Here is a 26,280-nt window from a genome sequence, read left to right as displayed (position 1 = left end):
GCAAGGTGCCCGGCTGCCTCAAAGGATTACATCGCCGGGGGTCAGTGCCGTCACGCCTTCGAGCAGGATGGACAGGTCGGCGTTCCCGTCGCCGTCAACGTCGCCCTGCAACAGCCCGTCCGTGCCGTTGGTACCAAAGCGCAGCTGCCCCGCGGCAGTGAAGGCGCCGGTGCCGATGAAAGCAAAGGAGTCGTCAGTGCCTGTAGCAATATCGGCGTCGATCGCGGCCAGGTCGATCCGGTCGATCCCGGTCTCGAAATCGGTGATCCGGTCGGCCTGCGTCGGCGGGCTGTCGGCCACCGTGCTGAAGACGAAGACATCCGCCCCCATGCCGCCGGTCAGCACGTCCGGCCCGGTGCCGCCATGCAGGCTGTCGTCGCCGTCGCCGCCCGTCAGACTGTCGGCCTCGGTCCCGCCGGACAGCAGGTCGTCGCCCGCGCCACCGAACAGTGTGTCGCGCCCGGCCTGTCCCAAGAGCGTGTCGTCCTCGTCGCCGCCAAAAATCAGGTCCTGTCCGCCGCCGCCAACCAGATTGTCGGTGCCCGCGCCGCCATACAGCGAATCCTGGCCGTTGCCGCCGAACAGAGTGTCATTGCCGTCGAGGCCGGTCAGCCGGTCGCGCCCGCCGCCGCCATAGGCGGTGTCGTCTCCGGCCTCGCCGGTCAGGGTGTCGTTGCCGCTGCCGCCGTAGAACAGGTCGTTGCCCTCGCCGCCGATCAGATTGTCGTTGCCGTCATTCCCGCTGAGCGTGTCGTCGCCCGTGCCGCCCTCGGCGAAGTCGGCGTCGTTGCCGCCGATCAGCCAGTCGTCGCCGTCCTCGCCATAGAGGCTGTCGAACCCGTCGCCGGCACGGATCTCGTCGCGGCCGCCGCCGCCCAGCAGCGAGTCGTCGCCCGCCCGGCCGAACAGCGTGTCGTGGCCATTGCCGCCAAGAATGGTGTCATTGCCGTCACCGCCATCGAGCGAATCCGTCCCCGCCTCTCCGTCGAGCCAGTCGTCGCCCGCGCCACCCGCCATCGTGTCGGCGCCCGCGCGCCCCTCGAAGCGGTTGGCGGCCTCGTTTCCGGTCACCGCGTCGCCCTCGCCGGTGGCGATGATGTTCTCGACGCTGCGGATGGTCTGCACCCCGCCGGGGCCGCCGACGGTATAGGTCTCTGCCGCGAGGTCGGCGGTCAGCGCGCCGCCCGTGTGCAGCGTCATGTCCAGCAGGTCGATGCCGTCGCCGCCGGTGATGCTGTCGATCTCGTCCAGCCCCTCGGGGGCAAAGACGTCGTCGCCCAACCCGCCGCGCAGCGTGTCGACCCCTGCGCCACCGTTGAGCGTGTCGTTGCCTTCGCCGCCGCTCAGGAGGTTGGCGCCCGTGTTGCCCTCCAGCCGGTTGTCCAGCGCGTTGCCGGTGCCATCGATGTCGTCGGTCCCGGTGAGGACCAGCACCTCGACCTCGTCGGCCAGGGTGTGATCGACGCTGGAGCGCACCGTGTCGGTGCCGTTGCCCGCCGCCTCCATCACCACGTCGCCCGCCGAGTCGACGATATAGAGGTCGTCGCCCGCCCAGCCGATCATCTGGTCGTCGCCCGCGCCGCCATTCAGGTTGTCGTCGCCCAGGCCGCCGCGCAGCGTGTCGTTGCCCAGCCGGCCGAGCAGCGTGTCGTTGCCCTCGCGCCCGGTCAGATCGTTGTCGAGGTCGTTGCCGGTGACGTGGTTGTCCAGCGCGTTGGCCAGAAGGTCGCGGCCCAGGCCCAGCTCGGCATCCTCGATGCTGGCCTGGCCGGGGGTCTCCATGTTCCAGACGGTCACGTCGCTGATGAGCGTGTCGTGCCCGCCATCGGCACCCTCGGCGATGTCGCCGGCCCAGTTCTCGTCCACCACGTCGCCCGCCGAGGTCACGCGGTAGATGTCGTCGCCCATGCCGCCCGCCAGCGTGTCGCCGCCCGTGTTGGTCGAGACCCCGGCATCGAGACTGTCGTTGCCCGCGCCGCCCAGCAGCAGGCTGCCTGCGCCCGCCACCAGCGCCTCGGTGCCGCTGCCCACCAGCGTGTCGTCGCCGAACCCGCCCTCGAGCGTGTTGGTGCCGATCGTGTCCTCGATCCAGTCGTCGCCCGCCAGGCCCGCGTGGCGGTTGTCCTCCAGCCCGTCGCCGCGCACCGTGGTCAGGCCCACCAGCACGTCGCCGAAACCCGAGCCCGAGAGGTTCTCGATCCCGATCAGTTCGTCGCCCTCGGCGTGGCCGCCCGATTGCACCGCACGGTTCAGGTCGACATCGACCGGGGCCAGCGACAGGGTGTAGCCCGCCGTGTCCTGCCCCGCGCGGCCCTGGATCGTGTCGGCCCCGGCGCCGCCATGCAGGAAATTGTCGCCCGCATTGCCCGCGATCCATTGGGCAAAGGTGTTGCCGAAAAGGATCAGGTCGTCGTCGGTGTCGGTCGAGGCCTCCAGCCGCTCGACCTCGGCCCCCGCGTTCAGCGTGTAGTCGGTGGTTGCGATGGCCGTGTCGTCGCCCGAGGAATCGAAGATGTCGTCCAGCAGCGTCACGTAATAGAGGTCGTCTCCGGCCCCGCCATCCAGCACGTCGATACCCGCGCCGCCGTCCAGCGTGTCGTTGCCGTTGCCGCCCTCGAGGCTGTCGGCGCCGCCTTCGCCCTGCAGGTCGTCGTCTTCGTTGCCGCCCTTGAGCGTGTCGGCCCCCCAGCCGCCCAGCAGCGTGTCGAACCCGTCGAGCCCCTCGAGCAGGTCGTTGCCGCCACGCCCCTCGAAGAGGTTGTCGGCGGCCGGGATCGCGCCGCCCGAGGCGGCGGCATCCTCGCCCAGGATGGTGTCGTCATGGGCCGAGCCGATGATGTTGTGGATGCGGATCAGCCGATCGCCCTCGGCATGGCCGCCGGACTGGATCTCTTGCGACAGGTCGATCTGCACCGCGGCGTCCGAGGCCAGGTATTGCGCCACGTCGTCCCGGTCGTCGCCCAGGATCGTGTCGGCGCCATCCATCCCCTCCAGCACGTTGCGGAAGGCGACGATGTCGCTGTCGCCGGTCTCGCCGATGATCAGCTGCGCGCGTTCGTTACCGGTCAGCGCCACGGTCGGCGTGGCGCCGAGGATACCGTTCACGCCGATCAACTGGGCCAGTCCCTCGTATCCCGTGCGGGTGTCGTTGATCAGCGTCGCGGTGATCGCGGCAAGGATCCCCTCCCAGGAATAGGCCGACAGGACCTCGATTTCCTGCCCAGCCAAGAGGGCGTGATCCTCGTCCGCCCAGACGAAATCGATGCCGCCGCCGTTGATCTCGTAGACCGTGTCGTCGCTGTCGACGATGTAGAAATCCGCGTCGAACCCGCCCAGCAGCTCGTCGGCCCCCGCGCCGCCGCGCAGCGTGTCAAAGCCGAAGCCGCCCGTGACCGTGTCGTCGCCGTCGTCACCGAAGAGATTGTCCTCGCCATCGAGGCCGTTGAGGATGTCGTCGCCGGAACCGCCGCGCAACTCGTCATCGCCGTCGCCGCCCGCCAGCAGGTCGTTGCCGTCATGGCCATACAGCGTGTCCTTGCCGGCATAGCCGCGGATCGTGTCGTCGCCGCCATAGCCGTAAAGACCGTTGTCGCGGCTGTTGCCCTCGATCAGGTTGTCCAGGCCGTTGGCATGGGCGGTCAGGGCCGACCCGAAAAGCTGGATGTCCTCGATGTGCTCGTCGGTGCCGCGCAGGTCGATGCTGACATAGGCCTCGACGCTGTCATGGCCGCTGTCTGATCCTGCGGCGATCTCGGACAGGAAATTCTCGCCCACCAGCATCCCTGCAGCGCGCACGATGTAGAGGTCGTCGCCTTCGCCGCCTGCCAGAACGCTGCCCGCGACCGAGGCCTCCATCGTGTCGTCGCCATCATTGCCGAACAGGTATTGCACGTGGGTGCCGCCGGTCATCAGGTCGTCGCCGCCCCGGCCAAAGAAGCTGCCGGCGCCCTGCGAGCCCACGATGCTGTCTCCGTGCTCGCTGCCGTCGATATTCTCGATGGCAAACAGCTCGTCGCCCTGCGCATCGCCGCCCGACTGGGTGGCTGCGGACAGGTCGATATCCACGGCCGCGTCGCTGGTGCGATAGCTGACCCAGTCGTTGCCTTCGCCGCCGTTGATCGTGTCGGCCCCGGCGCCGCCCTCGAGATAATCGTCGCCCAGGGCGCCGGTCAGGGAATCGTCGCCATCATTGCCGATCAGCGCGTCGTCGCCCAAGCCGCCGAAGAACGTGTCGTCGCCCGCGCCGCCCGACAGGCCGTCATTGCCTTCGCCGCCCCAGAAGTTGACCGGGATGACCAGCGTCGGGTCGACGACAAGCTGGTCGTCGCCGGTCTGGCCGTTGCCGGTGATGTCGGTGACGCCGGTGAATTCCTGCGACATGCCAAGGACCGTCACCGCGATCCCGCCGGTCACCTTGGGCGCGATGGTGATGATCTCGGCCACGTCGCCGATCAGCGCGCCGTTCGTGCGCTGATCCGCCCGTCCACCGGTAAAGAGTGTCAGCGTCCCGCCCGAGACAGTGCCGACCACGGCCGTCCCCGTCTCGTCGAAGCCGAAGCCGCCCAGCGTGATGCGCGGGCTTTCCCAGCGCCAGATCTCGCCGAACAGCGTGTCGACATAGGCGGTGAACCCCGCAGTGATCGAGCCCGAGGCGTCGAAGATCGCGAAGGGGTTGGAATTCACCGCCGCGATGAATTCGTCGTAGTAGAGCTTGCCTTCGGTACTGCCCGAGTTCAGGTCCAGCTCGATCTCGCCCGCGATGTCGCCGCCGCCATAGGCCTCGGCCAGCAGAAGGTCCAGCGATACGCCCAGCCCGATCGAGGAATAGAGCGTGATCTCGGACTCGTCGGGCAGATCGACGATGTAGAAGCCGTCGATGGCCGGGCGCGCCGGGTCCAGCAAGCCGCGCGTGTCAAAGCCGAAGTCGAAGTTGATGACCGCCTCGACCGCGGCCGTCACCTTGAGAAAGACCAGCGGGATGATCGGCAGGGAGAGGATTTCGATGGGATCGCTGCGGTCGCCAAGAACCAGTTCCGGCAGGTCGATATAGATCAGGTCGGCAGGCCTGCCGACGATCAGGTTGATCCATTGCGTCGGATCGTCCAGCACCGGCAGGTCGAAGATGTCGTTGTCGACGATGGATTGCAGGATATCGAGGCCGGTATCGCCGCTGCCGCCATCCGCGGTGTCCCAGCCCGCGCCGGACAGCGTGTCGAGCACGTCCTGAAGGTTGTCGGCGATCCCCGCCAGCTGCCCCGAGACAGAGTCGAGGTCGAAGCTGGGCAGGCGGATGTCGATATTGCCAAGGTCGATGTCGCCGAGGATCAGTTCGCCATCGGCAAAGCCGGTCGAGGCCAGGAAATCCGCCCAGGACACGACCTGCTCGGCCAGGTCGACGATGGCGTTCACGGCGGTGAAGTTCGTCGACGGGAACAGCACCTTGAGAATGTCGAGCAGGTTGACCTTGCCGTCATTGGTGACATCGAACAGGCTGCCGAGGCCGGGGAAATCCTCCAGCACCTTGATCGAGGTCGTGAGCACGGTCAGGATCGGGCGGATCGGTTCCAGCAGCTGGTCGATGCGCTCGATCAGCGGGGCGACGAAATCTTCCATGAAATCGCCAAGGCCGATGGTGACGGTGTCGAAGCGCACGTCGGGCCGGTCGCCGAAGCCAGCGTTGGTATCGAACGGGTCGATCTCGGCGGCGTCGAAATCCCAGTCCACCGACAGGGTCGCGCCGATGGGCAGACTCATGGCGCCCTGGTCGGCGGCGGTCAGGCCCACCTGAACGCCCGCGCTGCCGGTCAGGGTCGCGTCCATCGTGGCGCTGGCCACCTGCGCGGTGCCCAGCCGGTTCGCGGCCGCCTGGATGTCGATGGCGATGCTGCCGACAAAGGTCGTTCCCGCATCGGCCGAGACGAAATCCTGCCCGTTGATGTTCAGCACCTGGTCGAACAGCGTGTCCGACAGGGCCAGGTCGATTGTGATCTCCGCCGCCGCCGAAGTGTCGATGAAGAAGCCCGAGGAATCGGTGGCGAAATCCATGTCGAAGCCGAACACGGTCTCCAGCGTCCCGGTGCCGCCGCCCGCCAGGCCGAACTGGCCGAGGCCAAGGTCGGGGGCGAGGTCCTGGACATAGCTGCCGAAGGCGTCGGTCGCGAGGCTGATGCGCACCTCGTCGCCCACCACCGTGACCGACAGCGCCGTGCCCTGGAACCCGGCATTGGCCAGTGCCGTGTTCAACTGGATCTCGACCGCCTGTTCGGTCTGGCTGGTGGCAGCGGCGAGCAGCGTGAGCGCGTCATGCAGCGCCTCGGCCAGGCGGCGCGTCGCCTCCAGCGCCTGTTCGCCGGCCTGCGCGGCATCCGCCATGCCATCGGCGATCAGCGGGAAACTCTCGGCCAGGACCTCGGCCGCGATGCGGCCCTGCGTGGTGTTCAGCGACTGGTCAATTCCGTCGGCCAGCGACAACAGCTGGGATTGCGTGATCATGTCGAAATTCCTTGCGGTGCTTGACCGATGAAAGACTTTTTTCCCGACCGGCTGCGCGGGCCGGCGTTCGTCTTATGCTTGGCGCTGGGAAAGGGTATCCGCCGCAGTTTTTTCGCGTCAAGCCGGGTATTTCGGACCTTCGCCGCAGCAGTCCGGGCAGAATGACCCGCTCTGTGGCAGGGTTTGTCGTCTGTCGGAAAAAGGAAATCCGCAGGCCAGATGGGGCTGCGAGAGTGGCCATCTATTCTCTTTGTATATGATTGTCATATGTTTATATGCCGAAGTTCAGGCTTGCTCGGAGCGAAGATCGTAAGAAGCGCCGTTTCGTCCCTTTGACGAAAGAAGCGCTCAGGCGAGACGCGGATCATTCACTGTCATGCATGCCCGAAGCCGATCCGCATCGACAACGCATCGCATTCGTCTCCTGCGACCCAGACCGCCGAGCCTGTGCCAACCAGGTCACGCCAGAGCTCTCGCAGTCCGGCAAGGCAGCGGATAACGGAGTCGCCAAAGCGGTCAAAGCGACGCCCGGAGCCCAGTGCGCCAGTATCCGAGGAGTTGGAACGATCCCACTGACGCAAGCTGTGCAATCCCGGATGGCCGCCGAGATGCATGGTCGAGGTGGAGTTCGGCGATTTCTACGACGGACGTGCCACCTTACCGGCGGCCACGTTCCTGGCGGGGCGAAAGGATCGCTGCACCCAACCGATGGTTTCCGGCATCGATCATGTTGCGCAGCCATTCTCCCTCTCCGAGGGCGCGCTGTCTCAGGACTTGAGGGGTGGATACACTTGTCCCGTCAAGGACTGCGGTCGTCGCCGAACGGGAGCCTGCCGCCCGGATTCCGGGCAGGACCGCCGAGCGATCGGCCTGCGCGCTGCTGTCAATGCGTTCGGCCTGAAGAAAATCGGGCGTAGCCGAGTATCCGCTGGGCAGGATCGCCCCCGGGTCCCGACCGCGATAGGCGCCGACAGTCTCCAGGATCTGCATGGTTGCCGGTGCCTGGGGCAGAGCACCCGTCGCCAGCGCGTTCAGCGTGCCCGTCCGGCGAATCTGACTGAAGGGCTGCTCAGGATCGTCATCCAACGGGAACCCTCGATCGTCGCGGTCCCTGTAGGCCTGATCCACCAACGTGCTTTGACGTCCGTTGTCTCGGAATCCGGGCGGCACATCGTCTCTGAGGATCCATGTATCGATCCTCAGAACCCGGGCGCCATGAACCTCGACGCCGATCCGCCAGTCGCCCGGCAAGGCCGCAGCCTCCGAACCGGGGCCGGGATCGGTCGGTCCGAGGGCCACCGTCACGATTGTCGGTTGCCCGCCCTCATCCTGTATCGAGACGCGCCCGATCGCGGCACCCTTGCGAGTGATCAGGCTGGCCTCACTCCAACCGGTGCCGCCGCTCCGCTCCATCCGGCGCACCAATTCCTGATCGCGATCCGGCGGTTTCAGCCGCACGGTGATCGCACTCGGCGGCCGGTTTGCCCTTGTCTCGATCCGGCATTCGAGGAAATTCGATGTGCGGTCCGCGGGTGGAAGGTGCCAGACAACCGCCATCTGCGCGGTTTCCGGCGCAGCCTGAGAATGGCCGCGGGCCCGGTTGCGGTTGCCCGCAGCCACGAGAATGCGCGGGGGTGGTCCGCCATTCGAGTGGCTCTTTGCCAGTTCCGAAACATGGCGTTCGGCGATGCGGTGAATGGACTGTTCCAAACGGTGCAAGCCGCGACGCGGGCCGCCCGACAAGCCGAAGCTGACATTCACGAAGACCGGTGCCGGATCTGCCATTTCAGTCATGTAGCGTCGGGCGCGATCGAGGATGTATTCCAGTCCCAGGACAAAAGGCAGGGCCAGCATCGAACCGCTCGTCTCACGCGTGACGGACGGCGGCAATGTCACGGCGATGATGGGATATGCATCGCCGCGCGGGTCGTCCGGTGCCATCCCGGCGGCAAGATCCAGAATGTGGGTTCCGTGGCTGACGCGGTGTTCAAGGCTGCGGTCCATGCCAGCAGCGCCCCGGCTGATCAGTCGAAGCAGCGCGTCCTCGTCGTCGCCGTGAGCCTCCTGCGCGGCAACGATATCACGCCGAAGCCATTCGTGGCCGAACGGCAGGCGGTCGCCTTCGCGTGGCGCGCTCTGCATCCAGGCCGAGGCGATGCGGCTGCCGAACCGGCCGGTTCGAAAGCGCCGGTGAAAGATGTTGATGCCGTGATCGATGATCCCGATGATCGCTTTCGGCGGAGTGTCCGGAAGCGCCTCGCGGCCCGTGAGCGGCGCCCCGATATCCGGCCGTTCCAGTCCGGTGTGATCGGGATTGATGCTGTCGCGCGGCAGAGGCAGCACGTAGACCCGCGGAGCCGGGATGTCGCTGGCCAGCAGCTGCAGGTTGTCCTCCAGCGGTTCCGCCGCGAAGTAGTGCGCCTTCTCCTCGAGAGGCAGGTCCATCAGCGCGTAGTTTCGCCACATGCCCCCGATCGACGGATCGAAGCCACGTGCATCGACCGGCATGGTGAAAAGCGCGGTCTCGGCTTGCTGCAACCCGGCGGCCTTGAGAAATCGAGAGCGTCCACGAAACAGCCATGCGCTGACCGGCTCTAACCTGGGATGGGGTGCTTCTTCGGCAGGCTCCGGAACAAGGGAATAGCCCATTTCAAAGGCTCCATTCGGCGCGGGCTTCTTGCCAGACCCTGTCCAGGATCGTCGAGACGTCGGTGGTCGGCCCGGCCTGCTCGAATTCGGTGATGCCGATCCCATCCGGAGTCGAAAAGCTGTGCCGTGTGCCGTCTTGCCAGACACGCGCGGTGAAGAAATCCTCGGGACCCATGCCTTTTCCGGAAAACTGCACGGCCTGTGCGCGATCCAGTTGCCCCGCGCGCGCGGCGATCACGTCGGCCACCGCAAATCCCAGAATGGCCCCGGCAAAGCTGTCGGCGGGGAAGTGCAGCCCTGCCACCGTGCGGTTCACGGCGATCCTCGCAGCCATTGCCATCAGCTGACCCTGCAGGTCGGCGGCGCGGGCCTCGACCGGAACGAGGTGATCCAGCGTCGCGGCGATGGCAAAGGCCTCGGTCGCGTGGCCGCTGGGCAGGGTGCTGTGTCCCGGCGTGTCGATCATCGGCTGGATCGAGGCCGAGACCGCGTCCGGTCGGCGGCAGGCCAGCACGTGCTTGCAGTGCTGCGCGACGTGGGCAGCACAATCCTGGGCCAGTGTCAGGATGTGCAGGCATTGGGGCATCCGGGCGGGATCCAACGGCAAGAGGCGCGCGAAGTAGCCAAGCATCCCGACGGTCTGGTCGAGGATCTCGACCATCCGGTCCGGCCTCAATTCGGCATAGTCGTAGACGAGTCGCGCTTGTGCCAGGAAATCCTCGGGGGCCGGGGCGGTCAGTCGTGCAAGCACGTCCACGCCGAGCGTCGGGGTTTCGGTATCCGTGCCTTCGGCGCGCAAGAGGTGGACGAGGACGGTGCGCTCTCCCTCGACGGCACCGAATGCCAGGCGTGACGTGACCTCCCCCGAGAGCACGGCCCGAACCGAGGAGGCGGACCACGCACGCAGATTGCCCGGGTCGTTGAATTCGCGTTGCGCGGGCACCTGTGCGTCCTCGGGCCACAGGCTCGAGATCCCGTCGCGCGCTGTCAGATACCCGGACGCACTGCCGCTGACAGAGCTGCCGCCAAGGCTTTGCAGGGATTGCAACGACTGAAGCGACTGCAGGGATTGAAGCGACTGGAGCGATTGAAGGCTTTGCAGGAAAGGCATCGTCTTTCTCCGGTTCGGTTCGGGTTGGTTCGGTCAGGCCGCGGGCACACCCGCTTCGGCCAGCGCGTCGGCCCACAGGCGACCGGCTTCGGTATGGCCCGCTGGATGCTGGCGCAAATAGCCAGAGACGCACATGTCGGGATCGAGCCGCATCAGCTCTTTCGCGGCGACGCGGGCCTCGTTCCCGCGCCCGGCCAGTTGCAGGCCGATCACCCGGCAGCGATGGGCTGACAGGTGGTTCGGGTTGTGGCGGATCGAGGCCTCGGCCATCTCAACGGCGCGGTCGTAGCGACCGCCCGCCACGTAGCTTCCCGCACTCAGGGTCTGAAAGAAAGGCTCGCGGGGGTCGCGGGGTGACAGGGCATATCCGCGGTCGGCCAGTTCGACCGCCCGCGCGCCGTCGCCGCGAAAGGTCGCCAGCACCGAAGCGAGGTAGCTGATCATTGCGCTGGAGGGATTGATCGCCTGCGCGGCGGCAAAGCGCTTTTCGGCCAGGTCGAAGTCACGGTCGAGCACGGTCAGGATGTTGGCGTCGATGGCCAGCGCCAGCGGGCAGCTGGGGTTGCGATCCAGCGCCGCCGCGATGGTGTCGCGGGCCGCCGCGTGGTCGGCCGACACGTCGTCGGACCATTTCTGGAAGATCCGCAGCAGGTGCCACTGGGCCAACCATGCCTGCGGCTCGGAATGGCTGGAGCACCGTTCGATCACCGTCAGCAACTGCGCGCGGGCGCGATCGAAATGGCGCTGCTCGAAGGCGTGCATCAGGCCGACGCCGGACATCATCAGTTCATGCGCGGCCAGTTCGGACACAGGGCGATGCGCCGTCATGGCGATCGAGCGCGACATGACCAGCCGCAGCACCTGCCCCGCCAGCGTCGCGGTCGCCGGATCGTCCCCTGCCAGAAAGGCGCGCAGGTCGAACTGGTGCCTGTCGGACAGGATCACCGTGTCGCTGGCGACGTCCAGCAGAGATGCGTCGAGGGTGATGCGCCCGTCCGAGACGCGGCAGAAACCCTGCAACAGGTAATCCGGGCGCAGCTGCTCGGCGACCTGGCCGGGGCTGCGGGCTGCGACACCGATGGCGCGCGCCGAGAAATGCGAGATCGCGTCGGCCAGCCGCGAGCGGGCAAAGACCGAGGTGATCTCGTGCGCGAGGCAATCGCCGATCCCCGCCGCCTGCGCGTCGCCGATCTCGGCAAAGGGCAGGACGGCGATGCGGGGCAGGTAGGATATGGACGCGGGCGCGGTCCTGATCCGCACAGGGTCGCCAAGCCGCTGGTCCCGCAACCAGTCCTCGAATCCTTCCTGCGGCAGGTCGAGGCCCTCGAGAAACTCGCCGTCCTCAGGCGAGCCCTCCAGCACCACGCGCGCCGGCCGCAGCGCAACGCTGTCGGCGGTCACGTCGAACACCTCGTCGAAGAGGGGCCCCAGCCGCTGCCGCATGTCGTGCAGCAACTGCCGCAGGCTCGCGCGGCCGCGGCTGGCGTCGCTGGAGGACCAGAGCTTGTCGATCAGCCACATCCGGCTGCGCCGCATGTCCGGCCCCGTCGCCACCAGAGCGATCAGTGCAAGCTGCCGCGAGCCCGGCAGGCGCAGGGCGCGCCCGTCGCCGAGACCGGCGGACATCGTCCCGAACATTCGGAGCACCAGCGTGGACTCTTGCAGATCGGCCATGGCGAAAGAACTTTCGAACCAATGGAAGAAACACGGAATGCGCCCCGCAATCGTGGGAGCAAGTGGCGATACAGCTTAAAGGTGAGTGTGCGTGAGGCCCGCTCACTTGGCAAGGTTGTTTCCCGCGCGGCCACCCTGCCGCCGGTGCCTGGCGGTATTCCGGCGAAATCACGCCTGTCTGACGCATTTTGATGCCGAGCCTGACGGCTGCCTGACCCCGACCTTACGCCCGGATGACGGCGGACCGGTTAGCCTTTCTGTGTCGTCCGGTATTCGGACGTCGGAAAGACGCATTCGAACAAATTCCTTAGGAGAAGAACGATGGCACTTGTTGGCACAGCGTGGAACGACTTCCTCAACGACATCACCGGCGAGAACCTGATCTTTGGACAGGCCGGGAACGACACCATCTATGGTTGGTCGGGCAATGACCTGATCTTTGGCGGATCGGGCGACGACTTCATCGACGGCGGCTACGGCATCGACTCGATCTACGGCGGGTCGGGCAATGACACGATCCGGGGCGGCTTCGACCAGGACGACGTGCTGAACGGCGGGGCCGATCACGACACGATCGACTACAGCTACACCACGAACGCATTCCGGATCGACCTGCGGTCCGGCACCGCCGAGAATTTGACGGCGCCGGGCACCGAGACGTTGGTCAGCTTTGAAAGCGCCATCGGCTCGCGCGGTGACGACAGGATCGCGGGCACCAACTTTGCCAACAGGCTGGAAGGTGGCGACGGTGACGACACGATGCATGGCCGCCGCGGCCAGGACACGCTTGTCGGCGGCGACGGTCAGGACCGTCTGTATGGCGGGCGCGGCCGCGACCGGCTGGAGGGCGGCGATGGCGACGATTACCTGCGCGGCGACGGCGGCAGCGACTGGCTCTATGGACAGGACGGCAACGACTGGATGTATGGCAACGCCGGCAACGACGTCCTCAACGGCGGGGCGGGCCACGATCGCCTGCTGGGTGGCAGCGGCAACGACAACCTGTTCGGCGGTGACGGCAACGACCGGATGTTCGGCGAAGGCGGCACCGACTACCTGTGGGGCGGCAACGGCGACGACTGGCTTTCTGGTGGTCTCGGAGCCGACGGGATGCTGAACGGGGGCAACGGCAACGACACTGTCGACTACTCCTACAGCGACCAGAGGTGGAACGTGAACCTCGAGAACGGCTTTGCGACCAACCTGGATGTCGGCGGCAGCGAGACGCTGGTCAGCATCGAGAACTACGTCGGGTCCGGTGGGCGCGATCAGGTCTTCGGCACGGCTGGGGCGAACAGCATCTGGGGCGGCGACGGCAACGACTGGCTTCGCGGCTACAGCGGCGACGACCGGCTCTATGGCGGCGACGGTGACGATGACCTTCATGGCAACGACGGCGACGACAGCCTCTATGGCAACGACGGCGACGACTATGCCTATGGCGACGACGGTGACGACGTGCTGGTCGGCGGCAATGGCGAGGACACGCTGCGCGGCGGGGCAGGAGACAACACGCTGACCGGCGGCGCGGATGCCGACACGTTCGAGTTCGACGCGGCGCAGCTGCGCAATGCCGTGGGCGACGTGACCACAATCACCGATTTCACGGCCGGCGAAGACATCCTTCGGTTCCGCAACGCCCGCGGCGAAAACGGCGCGGACATCGACGCGATCTCGGACCTCGACACCAACGGAGATGGCTTCATCACGGGGCAGGACGACAACTGGACAGTCGAGAACCAGCAACTGGTCTTCAATGGACAGGCGTGGATGTATGTCGGCGATCTGACCTTTCATGGCGCCACGGGCGACTTGATGCTTGAAGATGTGCTTAGCATCGATATCGCCGATCGTGCAGGTGTCTACCTGGACATCCTTTGAAACGGTGCCGCCCGCCGCGACCATGGATCGTGCGGGCGGCACATGCCGTCTTCCGGAAAACACCAAGTCCGTTCGAAGTGCTGCCACAGGTGTCTGACGTCAGCACCTACCGGACGGATACCGGGGTCTGGGCAATGGAGAATTGCTGGTTCGTCAATTGGTCCTCGCCACCAGAACCGGGCAAGCCCACGTCGGGTCTGCAAAGCTCGAGACACGGTATCCAACTCGGCATGGCTGGTCAAAACTGCATCCAAAGGACCTGAAAGGGTTTACATGGCAGGAAAGTTCACTGCTCTTTTGGGGCTCTGAGCGCGTTTTGACAAAGGCTCCCGAAATGGATGAGTTCCCTCCATTCTCAATAACACCTTCCAACGGCTTCAGGGACTGGCTGCACGCCGAGAACGGTTCGATTGCCTTTACAACCTATCAGGTGGGAAAGTTGTTCACCGTCGGGATCAATCCGGATACCGAAGATCTTTCGGTCTTCGAGCGATCGTTTCCGAAATGCATGGGGTTGGCCGTGGAAAACTCGAACGGCCAGACGGGCCTTTGGGTTTCCACACTTTTTCAGTTGTGGCGCTTTCAGGACCTGCTCGGAGACCAGGGACAGACAGAGGACGGGTTTGACGCGGTCTTTGTCCCTCTCGTCGGCCACACGACCGGCGAGATCGACGTGCATGATATCTGCCCGCGCGTTTCAGACCCGGATCCCTTGTTCGTTGCGACCCGCTTCAATTGCCTTGCGACTCTCGCCCGCAACGCGTCTTTCCAACCCCTCTGGCATCCGCCGTTCATCGACCGGATCGTTCCGGAGGACAGGTGCCACCTGAACGGGCTTGCGATGCGTGGGGGCAAGCCGGGTTTCGTCACCTGTGTCGCGGCCGGCAATACGGCCGGCGCCTGGAGGGACCACCGACGCGACGGGGGTATCGTCATCGACGTAGACAGCGGTGCCATCGTCGGTTCGGGGCTGAGCATGCCGCATTCGCCGCGTTGGCACGATGGCACACTTTACGTACTGCAATCGGGCAGCGGGGAATTTGGCCGAATGGACCTTGCGACTGGCAGGTTCGAACCGATCTGCTTTCTGCCCGGTTTCGCGCGGGGGATAGCGCTGACCGGGACGCATGCCATCATCGGGGTTTCGCGTCCGCGCCGTCAGGCTGCCTTTGAAGGCTTGGCCTTGGAGGACCGCCTTGGGCGGACCGGCCAGGAGCCGCAATGCATGATCGCAGTCGTTGACCTGCATTCCGGCGAAATTGCCCATTCTCTTGTCATCGAGGGTGTCGTGCGCGAACTCTACGATGTCGCGATCATCCCGCGTGTGCGCCGACCGAAGCTGCTGGGCTTCGCGACACCGGAGATCCGCTTTCAGATCCGGCCAGGTCCGCTGGCACAGAAGCGATAGAGGGCAGGGCGGCCACTCACTGCCAGCCCGCATCGCGGTGAATGACGGATCATTAACTATTTACCGAATCGCCATCATCGCGGACACTGACGAAAAATTCATTTTCGGAATGCGTGTTCAGGGACGGTTGATATGGGTTTTCGGGTAAGCGATTCCGCTGGCGGCGCAACGCGTCTGACATCGGTCGGGGACATCAATGGCGATGGGTTCGACGATTATGCGCTACAGGTCGAAAGAGACTATGGCTCTGCTGAACCATACGGTCGCGCCTATCTGCTGGATGGATCGCGACTTGCACAGGGCGATCTGACCTTTGGTGGGGGAAACCCCTACTATGACGATCGCATCATCGCGCAGTTCGCGAACACCAATCCCGGAACATCGGCAGTTCTCCTCGCGGGCGATCTTAATGGCGACGGATTTGACGATGTCGTCTTGCTGGGGCGCGCCGGATATGATGCCGGTGGCAATGGGCCTTATGGTGGCTATTACGGGTATTACGGCGGTTATTACGGCTATGATCCCTATTCCGGCACGGTGACGGCAGACGGTCGACCGGCCTATGTGATCTTCGGGTCGGAAGAGACCTATCGGGACGGCATTTCCCTTCCGCCGGAATACGAAAGTGCCGGCAAGACGCTGGGTGTTGGTGTCGTCGATGCCGACGTGAACCAGCAGACCTATTTTGGCCGGGACTTCATCGCGCTCGGACGGCCAGATGAACTCGGCACTGGATCGGTCGAGGTGGTTTTCAGTTCCTATGCGCTGGGACTGCCGAATGAAGCCTTCGGCGATCTGACCATCGAGTCCGATGACTTGGGCGACGGCTTTGGCACGCGGGTCGCCCTGCTGGATCCCATCGACGGCGGGTTCTATGGCGACACTGGGTATCTGGTCATTGCGGCGCCGGACGCCGACGCGCTGGGCCGCAGCGGGGCCGGGGCGGTGCATATCGTCGACACGGCCGAGTTGTTCGACTTCGACCCGGACGATGGCGACCAGACCCTGACGCTCAGCCAGGTCAATCTTGCCAGCCTTGTCACCATCGCGGGGCCGATCAGCGGGGCGCAACTTGGCTTCGAGATGGAGGCCATCGGCGACGTGAACGGCGACGGTGCCGAGGATGTGGCCATTGCAGCCATCGACCCGCTCAACGGCGGTCTGGCCGAGATCTACGTCCTCTATGCTCCGCGCTTTGGCGGCCCGTTCCCAGCCATCGATCTGGCGAACCTGCAACCCTCGCAGGGCGCGCGCCTGACCGGCCTCGATGTCGCGCCCGGCGATCCGCTGTCCATTGCGGCGCTCGGCGACGTCACCGGGGACGGCTACGACGATTTCGCCATCGGCCTTCCGGGAACAAGCAGCACATCGGCGGGCGAGGTCTATGTCATCTATGGCGACCGGGACGGCGTGCGCTCGGGCAGTCTGACCGCCTTGCCCACGTTCTTCGAAGCGGTGCGCTTCGTGGGCGAAACAGGGGATCGTGTCGGCCTTGCGGTTGAATCTCTTGGGGATTTCGACGGCGACGGGATCGACGACCTGTTCATCGGCACGACGGATGGCGGCTATGGCATAGAGGGCGGGTTCCGGCGTTTCTTCGAGATGGATCGCCTGTCGCTTGGTACCGACGGCCGGATCGAGATCGCAGACACGCTGGCCAGCCTGCCGCGCAGTTTCCTGTCGCCTGGCGACGATGCGTTGTCGCTGGGGCTGAACGGGTCCTATGCGGCGGGATGGTCGATCACGATCAACGATGCGGGATCGCCCTTTGCCGCGCACCTCGCGGTGACCGGTTTTGGCCCAAGCACCAACGGCTTCATTACCGTGACGCGCGACGGCAGCGGAGCGTCCGGGGGCATTCGGGCCGAGACAACCGAAGCAGGCAAGGCGGCCATCGGCGCGTTGCGCGCCGGCGAAACCCTGACCGACACGGTCGATTACACCGTCACGGACGGGATCGAGACCGCAATCGCCACGGTCACCTATACGGCCGAGGGCACGGACGACGCGCCTGAGCCTACCGACGACTATGCGACCGTGGCGGCGACCGGATCGGTCCTCATCGACGTTCTGGCCAATGACACAGACCCCGAGGGCGACGCCCTGACCCTGACCGGGGTCGGCGGCGCGGCGGCAGGCGATGTCGTGATCGAGAACGGCCAGGTCCGCTATACGCCCGGCGCGGGTTTCGCCACGGACGATACCTTCACCTACACGGTGCAGGATGCCACGGGTCTCGAAGCGACGGGCACGGCAAGGGTGGGCGTGAAAGGCGCGTTCGCCAGCGCGACCCTGACGAACTCGGATACGTACTGGGCCTTTTACCACGACGTGGCGCTGGCGGGCGATGTCGATGGCGACGGAATCGGCGATCTCGTTTTGGGCTCTTACCTCAGTTCCAGCGATCGTTTTGTGTATGACGTCGTCGGCGCGGTCAGCTTTGTTCCCGGTTCCGCACAGCAGGAATGGGAACTGGCGCCCGACCTGCAACGATCAGGAACGCTGATCGCAGGCGATCTGCCCTATGGTGGACGCGGCCTGACGATTGCAGGCCTCGGCGATTTCAACGGCGACGGTCACGCGGATATCGCCTTTGGCAGCGACCACTCGGTGTTCTTCGACGAAGAGGAGTTCTTTGGCCGCGAATGGGGCGCCGTCGGTGATGGCTATGCCGGGGTGCTGCTGGGAGGTCCGGACGGGTTCACGCCCCAGGCGGGCCTCGATGCGCCGGGTGCCGGGGGCGTGGCCATCCTGCCCGGGGTTCCGACCAGTTTCACCGAGGGCTTTGAAACCGACGTTTCTGCCGCAGGAGACCTCGACGGAGACGGGTTCGACGACCTGCTGCTGGTTCTGAAAGAGATACCCGTCGAACCCAGTTCGAGTTTCTTCAATGCCCTGACTACCCGGACAACCAACGCCGAGGCGCACGTGGTGTGGGGCCGCCCCGGCGGCGGTTCGGAACTCGTGCTGGGTGCTGGCGTGGCCAGCCAGCTTCTGCATTCGGGGGCATTCGCAAGCGGACTCGGCGCGGTGTCTGCCGGGGATGTCAATGGTGACGGCATCGACGACCTGCTGCTGTCGGGTGTCCGGTCGGTCGAACCGGGCCGTTTCGACCTGCTGGCTTATGTCGTCTACGGCGGATCGAGGACCGGCTTTGCCGGACTGGACCTGTCGAACCTCTCACCCACGCGGGGCTTCGAGATTTCGGCCGTTTCCACAAGTACATACCCTGGGTTTGCCAGCCTGCCCAACGGAGTCTCTGGAATCGGAGACGTGAACGGCGACGGTTTTGGCGACATCGCGATCGGTATCCCAAGCGCTGCGAACCTCGATGGCGATGCCTCGGCAGGCGCGGTGGGGGTGGTGTTCGGCGGCACCAACGGACCGGTCGATGTGGCGTCCCTGGATGGCAGCAACGGCTTCGTCCTGTATGGCGGCAACGCGGATGCCCGCCTTGGCCTGTCGGTCACGGGTGCGGGAGATTTCAATGACGACGGGCTGGACGACCTGCTTGTGGCCAGCCGGGACAGGATCACGGTCCTTTATGGGCAGGACGAGGGTTGGCCGGCTGCGCTGGACCTCGGCGCGCTGACGCCCGCACAGGGGCTGACCATCTTCGCGGAACAGGATTATGCGTTCTTCACCGGGCGCTCCATCGCCGGCGGCGAGGACCTGAATGGCGACGGGCGTCCCGACATCGTTTTCGCCGACGGACGCGACAAGACCCAGATCGTGTTCGGCGGCCGCGCGCAGGTTCTCGATCTGCTCGACGGCGCGGCGGATGGCGTGATCGACATCGCGCTGCTGGATCGCGCGGTACCGTCCCTGCCGCCGGTGGATACTGGCGGCGGCGGTGGAGGGGGCGGTGGCGGTGGTGGAGAACCGGGACCGCAAACCGTCAACGTCACCACCTCGGGGTTCTTCCTCGAAGGCGATCCCGGCGATGGGGCCGAGGTCATTTTCTCCGTGTCGCGCACGGGCGACACGCAGGGCAGCATGACGGTCGACTACGAAATCCGCGGCTCCGGCGCCAATCCGGTCGATGCGGACGACCTCCTGCCCGGGCTTCTGGGGGCGGGCCGTGTCGTTCTTGGCGAAGGGCAGACCTCGCGCGAGGTGCGGGTGCCAATCGCCTCCGACCTGCTTTTCGAACCCGACGAGTCGCTGGTTCTCGCCATCACCGGAGCGTCCGCCTCGAGCGGCGGGGACACATCGCTCGGAGCTTCCAGCGCGACTGCGGTGATCCTCAACGACGATCAACTGGCCGTCCTGACAGCAAGTGGCGCGCGGGTGACAGAGGGCGACAGCGGCACGCGGACTCTGGTCATGGCCATCGAACGCAGCGGCGGCACCAAGGACGGTGTGGACGCGATATGGCGGATCGATCCCGCCGGCGGCAACCCGGCCAATTCGGCGGATATCACCGACTCCTTCCCGCTGATCGGAACCGTGCGCTTTGAACCCGGGCAGACCCGGGCGGAAATCCCCGTCGGCATCCTTGCCGATCTGGATATCGAACCTGACGAGACGCTGCAATTGACCATCTCGTCTGCCACGTCCGACAGCGGCAACGAGGTGGTGATCGGCACGGCAACCGCGCTGGGCGTGATCGAGACGGATGATTTCCCCCCGCGTCTGGTCATCCAGGGAGCCACACTGGACGAAGGGGATGCCGGAACGACGCGGACGGGTTTCACCATCGATCGATCGCGCGGCGAGGGGCAGACTGTCGAGGTCGAATACCGGATCACGTCCACCACCGCCGACAGCAGCGATGCGACCCCGGTCAACGTGGCGGGCAGCCTGACACTCGGGCCGGACGATACGTCTGCGGTGATCCCGGTCGACGTGTTCGGCGACCTTGATCCCGAAGCGAACGAAAGCCTGACGCTGGAAATCCTGAGCGCCCGCACCACCGACGGCATCGATGCCGAGGTCAGCGGCGATGGCGCGCGGATCGAAATCAGGAATGACGACGAACCGGCGGTGCTGTCCGTCCGCGCCGCGCGCGACCGGATGGACGAAGGCAACAGCGGTGTCAGCTATGCCGAGTTCATCGTCACCCGGGCTGGCGAGACCGACAACACCATCACGGTCGGCTGGTCCGCGACCGAGACCCTCGGCCCGCCCCGGCTGGTCGACGAATGGATAACGGAAAGAGAGATCACCGTTTTCGGCAGATGGTGGTCGTGGAACGACAGGATCGTCGGCTTCCGCATCGAAGAGGATGCGCGCGAGGTGTCGACGGGCGAAATCCTGTCGCGCCAGGACGTCCTGCCGCGCGACGGCTCTCCGGTGTTCCAGACCGTCACGCCGACCTTCCGCTTTGACGAGGTCGCGGTGACGGCGCTGGACGGCAGCCTGCCGAACCTGACGATCCCGCTGGGCAGCTTCAACCTGCTCGATGGGAACACGCGCGCGTTCCGCGACGGGCTGGTGCAATACGATCTCGTCTGGCCCGATGTCGCCCTCGAGGTCGAAATCGATGGCCCGACCCTGGGCGACGTGTCGATGAGCTACCCGGTGCGCACCGACTTGCGCATGCCCGGTTATGTCGTGGCGGGCGAGGATGCCCGCGTCGGGACTTTCGGCCTGCAGGCGGTTGCCCCGAAGCTGATCGCCGAATCCCTCAACTACGGTTCGATCGATATCGACCTTGCCTTTGGGGTTGGCGAATTCGGCGCGAAGGACGTGGTCCTCTCCGGTTTCTTCGGGGCTGAACTGGCCCGGATCGACGACCTGGCCGTCGACGTTTCCGATATCGACCGCGTGGACCTGTTCGAGATCACGCGTGGCCTGGGTTTCGACGTGGAGGACCCGCTCGAGATCTTCGGGCTTTCGGCCAAGTTGCCCACAGGGTCAAAGGCCACCAGCGTGGCGTTGCCGGGAGCCTCGATACCCGTGCTCGAAGCGACGGTCCAGGATCCGCTGCTTTCGTTCAATACCGATCTTCTCAACCTTGCCAGCCTGATCCCGGGCCTGCAGGGACTGCGGTTCCTGAGCAACGACCTGGACGACGAAAACGCGATCAGGCTGGGCAATTTCGCGTTGACCGGCGAATACGCGATCTTCGACGCGGATCTGACATTCGACCTGATGCTTCAGCAGGAGTTCGTGTTCCTGCCCGGCATTCCCACGGTCACGATCAACAACAACGAACTCAGCTTCGATGAAAGCACGCTGATCCCGACTTCCGTGGGCATGTCGGAACTTCTCGGCACCGCATCCTTCGCCTTTGGTGGGGCGATCAAGGTGATCACGTCGCTGGTCCCGGTTGTCGACGTGACAAGCAGGCTGTTCCAGGCCGCTTTCGAACTGAAGGACACCTTCACAGGTGCGAAACTGAGCGGCGAGTTCGGGCCGCTTGTCGAAGGATCGCTCATCGGCGGCCCTTACGGGATACTCGATCCGATCCTCGAATCCACTGTCACCTTCGACGTGGCCCCCGGAACCTTCGATCCTGTGATGTTGGATTTCTCGATCCCGGTCCTGCCGGCGCCCGCTCCCGACGATGCGTTGCTCTTCGGCGCGATCACCTTCCGGCCGGGCGAGACCGAGAAGATCATCCGCGTTCCGGTGAGCGGCGATCGCATTCCCGAGGTGAACGGCACCGTGAACCTGCGCCTCGACAGCGCCAACGCGATCACGGGTGCCGCCGAATTGCGGGTCGACGAGGCGTCGATGATCGTCAATGACGACGATCTCTTCACGCGCAGCGAAGTCGAATTCATCCGGTTGTTCAGGTTCTGGGGCGACCCGCACCTGGCCACCGCCGACGGGCTGTCCTACAGCTTCATGGCGGTGGGCGAGTTCACCATGCTCGAGGCCGTCTCCGGCGCGCCCCTTACGTTGCAGGCCCGGATGAGTCCGCAGCCCGGCTCCGACCTGCTTTCGGTCATCACTGCTGTCGCGACCGAGATCGACGGGCATCGGGTCATGCTGGACGTGCTGTCCGACACCCCTCTCAAGGTTGATGGCGTGGCGGTCGATGTGCCGCTGGATGTCGGCATGATCGAAGTCGGTGCCGGCCGCGTCCTTTTCGACGGGGACCGGTACACGTTCGTCATGCCGAACGAGGAAAGGATATTCGTCGACGTCCGCGACGGGTTCCTTGATGTCGGCCTGCTGCTCGACCCGGCGCGCGCACCGGGCGAGGTGCGCGGTCTTCTCGGCAATGCCGACGGCGACGCCAGCAACGACCTGGCCCTGCCGGACGGCACGGTTCTGTCGGACAGCCCGGATTTCGATACGCTCTACGGCATCTATGCCGAAGCATGGCGCCTGACTGATGCGACGAGCCTTTTCGACTACGCGCCGGGATTGGGCACCGAGGATTTCACCGACCGCAGCTTCCCGCGCGGGAACATCTCGATCGACGATCTGCCGGCCGACCTGCGCGCGGCGGCAGAGGCGGCGGTCGACGCTGCCGGCATCCCGGCCGGCGCCGGACGCGAGGCCGCGATCCTCGATTTCGCGCTGACCGGCAACCCGGCCTTCATCGAGTCGGCCCGTGGCACCGATGTGCGGATCGCGGACAAGATCACGGTGCAGAACGCGCCCGCCCTCGGCCCTGCGGTCGGCATCACGACCGCGGTCCCGGAACTGGGCGAAGGCGCACCCGGCGAGGAGGGCCTTGCGGAGTTCCGGATCTTCCGCCTGGGGGACCTGAGCGAGGCGCTTGTCGTCGCCCTGTCCCGCACGGGGAGCCTGTCGGACGATGAAATCGGCACCGCGCTGCCCGAGACCGTCACGCTGGCGGCCTGGCAGGAAAGCGCGACCGTCTCGGTTGCCGTTCTCGGCGATGCCGAGGCCGAGACGGACGAGACGCTGACGGTCGAGATCGCGGTGGATGCCGCCACACCGCACGTGATGCTGTCGCGGCGGGCCACGGTCAAGATCCTTGACGACGATCGGCCCGCGCTGCCGGCGGTCTCGGTCGCAGCCGATGCCGAAACGGTCGACGAAATGGATGGCGTCGCTGCGACAGCATCCTTCACGCTCACCCGGACGGGCGACCTGACCGGCGCGCTGGACGTCTCCTGGATCGTCGTGCCGAGCGCGTTCCATGCGCCGGTGACGGGCGGCGATTTCGTCGGTGGCGGCCTGCCGGGCGGCACCGCGCGCTTCGACGCGGGTCAATCCAGTCTCGTCCTGACGGTCGAAATCGCGGGCGACCTGGCCGAAGAGATCGACGAAGGCTTTGCCCTGCGGCTGCTGGACAGCAGCGACTACACGGTTGCGACGCGCGATGCCTCCGTCCTGATCCTAGACGACGACGAGAACCAGGCGCCCGAGGCAATCGCCCGCGATCCCTTCCAGCTTCTCGAGGACCGGGTCGCGGTCATCGATCTCAACGAAGTGCTGCGCGATCCCGAAGGACGGCCACTGACGTTCGAGGTGCCGGCCACAACCGTCCAGGGCGCGGCGCTGCTGTTCCTTGGCGATGGTCGTGTCGAAATCCGGACGCCTGTCGACTTCACAGGGCAGGACAGCTTCTCTGTCACGGTTCGTGACGAAGCCGGGTTGGCACTGGAAAACGTGTCCGTCCCTTTCGACGTCGCGCCTTACAACGAGGCCCCCGTGGCCGTCGCGGATGGTCAGGCCGGCTCCACGGGCTTTGCCACGACCGAAGAAGCGGCCGTGGTTCTGCCCGACGTGCTGGCCAACGACACCGATCCGGATACCGGCGACAGCCTGTCCATTGTCGCGATCGATGCGCTGGACCTGCGGGGCACGGTGAGCTTGGGGGGCGATGGATCGGTGACATACGATCCGGCGGGGGCGCTGGACGATCTCGGCGTCGGCGAGACGGCCATCGAGGTTTTCCGCTACACGGTTTCCGACGGTGCGCTGACCAGCAGCGCCGAGGTTGCCGTTCGGGTGACCGGCGTGAACGACGCGCCTATGGCGGCGGACGATGCGTATTCGACGACCGCCGACACCGCGCTGGTGGTTTCCCCGGCCGGCGTGCTGGCCAATGACACGGATGCCGAAGACGACACGCTGAGCGCGGCGCTCGAAAGCGGGCCGACCTCGGGGACGCTGACGCTGAACCCGGACGGCTCCTTCCGCTACGTGCCGAATGCCGGCTTCTTCGGGAGCGACAGCTTTGTCTACCGCGTCAGCGACGGCAATGGCGGCGAGGACACGGCCTCGGTGGCGATCACGGTCGAGGACGGCACCACGCCGCCGTGCCCGCTGCTGTTCTCGGCCCCGGGCGCGATGACGTTCGACGGGTCGGGCGCCTCGGTGCTGGAGTTCGGGCCGGACGAGGCGTTGCGGGTCGAGGCCGCGACCATCGCGTTCACGTTCAACGCCGACACGGTGTCAGGGCGGCAGGGCCTTGTGTCGAAGGATGCCTACGGGCTCGAGGTCAACGACGGTCACTTCACGAGCTACATCCAGAAAGGCACGCTGTTCGTGCGGTTCCAGGAGGATGCGGCCTCGGCGGTCTTCAAGGTCGCGGGCATCCAGGCCGGCACCGACTACGACGTGGTGACGAGTTTCGGCGATGGCCGGGTCGCGTTGTGGCTGAACGGCGCCCTTGTCGGCGAAGAGGCGTTCGACATCGACTGGACCGACAATGGCGAGTTCCTGCAGATCGGCGCCAACGGCTGGGCCAGTGCAACCGGACAGCCCGGGTTCCGGGACGTGTTCGACGGAACGATCAGTGATGTGGCGGTGTTGGGATGTTATGCTGACGATCTGCTCTCGCAGGCGGTGCCCGTTGGCATGGACGACGATTTCGCCACGGATGAAGACATGCTCCTGGCCGGCAACGTCCTGTCGAATGACACCGATCCCCTTGGTGGCGTGTTGCGGGCGACACTGGTTTCGGATGCCGCCAACGGGACGCTTGTTCTCAATCCGGACGGCAGTTTCACCTACACGCCGGATTCGGATTTCTTCGGCGTGGACAGCTTTGCATACGAGGTATCGACCGTTTTCGGCGGCAGCGATATCGCGACCGCATCGATCACGGTCGATCCCGTGAACGACGCGCCTATGGCGGCGGACGATGCGTATTCGACGACCGCCGACACCGCGCTGGTGGTTTCCCCGGCCGGCGTGCTGGCCAATGACACGGATGCCGAAGACGACACGCTGAGCGCGGCGCTCGAAAGCGGGCCGACCTCGGGGACGCTGACGCTGAACCCGGACGGCTCCTTCCGCTACGTGCCGAATGCCGGCTTCTTCGGGAGCGACAGCTTTGTCTACCGCGTCAGCGACGGCAATGGCGGCGAGGACACGGCCTCGGTGGCGATCACGGTCGAGGACGGCACCACGCCGCCGTGCCCGCTGCTGTTCTCGGCCCCGGGCGCGATGACGTTCGACGGGTCGGGCGCCTCGGTGCTGGAGTTCGGGCCGGACGAGGCGTTGCGGGTCGAGGCCGCGACCATCGCGTTCACGTTCAACGCCGACACGGTGTCAGGGCGGCAGGGCCTTGTGTCGAAGGATGCCTACGGGCTCGAGGTCAACGACGGTCACTTCACGAGCTACATCCAGAAAGGCACGCTGTTCGTGCGGTTCCAGGAGGATGCGGCCTCGGCGGTCTTCAAGGTCGCGGGCATCCAGGCCGGCACCGACTACGACGTGGTGACGAGTTTCGGCGATGGCCGGGTCGCGTTGTGGCTGAACGGCGCCCTTGTCGGCGAAGAGGCGTTCGACATCGACTGGACCGACAATGGCGAGTTCCTGCAGATCGGCGCCAACGGCTGGGCCAGTGCAACCGGACAGCCCGGGTTCCGGGACGTGTTCGACGGAACGATCAGTGATGTGGGGATAATCGGAACGGGGCCGGACAAGGCACTGGATTGCCTGCAAGACTTGGTATGGGGCGATGATCAGATATTCTAGCCTGTCATAGAGTGCATTCTGAAAGACTCGTGAGAAATCTTTGTGTGAACGCGATGCGACCCGGGTTCAGGACCATCGCTGATGTGCTCAAGCTCTGAAAACCGGATCGTTTGAGGCTGGAGCTTTCCGCTGGGTTTTCCTTGCTGGGAGAGGAGCGGAAACGAAGAAAGGCGTCGAAGTTCACGGAATCGCGGAAGGCGTTTGTCCT

At 65.6% G+C, this 26,280-nt stretch carries 7 protein-coding genes; 3 read left to right on the top strand and 4 right to left on the bottom strand.

Annotated elements, in window-relative coordinates:
* Positions 1–18: 18 nt before the first annotated feature.
* From KB874_RS03185 to KB874_RS03170, 4 genes are all read right to left on the bottom strand, one after another.
* Entirely contained in the window at positions 19–6,492 is a 6,474-nt protein-coding gene (locus KB874_RS03185; RefSeq protein ID WP_212535085.1) for a M10 family metallopeptidase C-terminal domain-containing protein, read from the bottom strand.
* Between the two features lie 657 nt (positions 6,493–7,149).
* Positions 7,150–9,141 (bottom strand): S8/S53 family peptidase, encoded by a 1,992-nt coding sequence (locus KB874_RS03180; RefSeq protein WP_212535084.1) that lies wholly within the window; start codon positions 9,139–9,141, stop codon positions 7,150–7,152.
* 1 nt (position 9,142) lies between these two features.
* The gene (locus KB874_RS03175; RefSeq protein ID WP_212535083.1) at positions 9,143–10,252 is read right to left on the bottom strand and encodes a phosphatase PAP2 family protein; all 1,110 of its coding nucleotides are present in this window, start codon (positions 10,250–10,252) and stop codon (positions 9,143–9,145) included.
* Positions 10,253–10,285: 33 nt separating this feature from the next.
* Entirely contained in the window at positions 10,286–11,926 is a 1,641-nt protein-coding gene (locus tag KB874_RS03170) for an AfsR/SARP family transcriptional regulator (protein ID WP_212535082.1), read from the bottom strand.
* Between the two features lie 321 nt (positions 11,927–12,247).
* Between KB874_RS03170 and KB874_RS03165 the strand changes: the two genes are divergently transcribed.
* The 3 genes from KB874_RS03165 to KB874_RS03155 all read left to right on the top strand — a co-directional run bounded on the left by KB874_RS03165 (position 12,248) and on the right by KB874_RS03155 (position 26,072).
* Positions 12,248–13,807: a calcium-binding protein gene (locus tag KB874_RS03165; protein WP_212535081.1), complete on the top strand. Its 1,560-nt coding sequence runs from the start codon at positions 12,248–12,250 to the stop codon at positions 13,805–13,807.
* A gap of 334 nt (positions 13,808–14,141) precedes the next feature.
* Positions 14,142–15,215: a TIGR03032 family protein gene (locus KB874_RS03160; protein ID WP_212535080.1), complete on the top strand. Its 1,074-nt coding sequence runs from the start codon at positions 14,142–14,144 to the stop codon at positions 15,213–15,215.
* A gap of 132 nt (positions 15,216–15,347) precedes the next feature.
* Positions 15,348–26,072 carry an Ig-like domain-containing protein gene (locus KB874_RS03155; protein WP_212535079.1) on the top strand — a complete coding sequence of 3,575 codons (10,725 nt, stop codon included), beginning with the start codon at positions 15,348–15,350 and terminating at the stop codon, positions 26,070–26,072.
* Positions 26,073–26,280 lie beyond the last annotated feature (208 nt).

This window comes from Thetidibacter halocola (assembly GCF_018224955.1).
Lineage (GTDB): Bacteria > Pseudomonadota > Alphaproteobacteria > Rhodobacterales > Rhodobacteraceae > Thetidibacter > Thetidibacter halocola.
The sequence above is the reverse complement of the archived record's forward strand: the minus strand, read 5'-3'. Positions and strand labels throughout refer to the sequence as shown.

Coding starts and splice junctions, on each gene's coding strand:
- KB874_RS03170 (WP_212535082.1), bottom strand. CDS start 11,926: ATGGCCGATCTGCAAGAGTCCACGCTGGTGCTCCGAATGTTCGGGACG.
- KB874_RS03180 (WP_212535084.1), bottom strand. CDS start 9,141: ATGGGCTATTCCCTTGTTCCGGAGCCTGCCGAAGAAGCACCCCATCCC.
- KB874_RS03155 (WP_212535079.1), top strand. CDS start 15,348: ATGGGTTTTCGGGTAAGCGATTCCGCTGGCGGCGCAACGCGTCTGACA.
- KB874_RS03185 (WP_212535085.1), bottom strand. CDS start 6,492: ATGATCACGCAATCCCAGCTGTTGTCGCTGGCCGACGGAATTGACCAG.
- KB874_RS03160 (WP_212535080.1), top strand. CDS start 14,142: ATGGATGAGTTCCCTCCATTCTCAATAACACCTTCCAACGGCTTCAGG.
- KB874_RS03175 (WP_212535083.1), bottom strand. CDS start 10,252: ATGCCTTTCCTGCAAAGCCTTCAATCGCTCCAGTCGCTTCAATCCCTG.
- KB874_RS03165 (WP_212535081.1), top strand. CDS start 12,248: ATGGCACTTGTTGGCACAGCGTGGAACGACTTCCTCAACGACATCACC.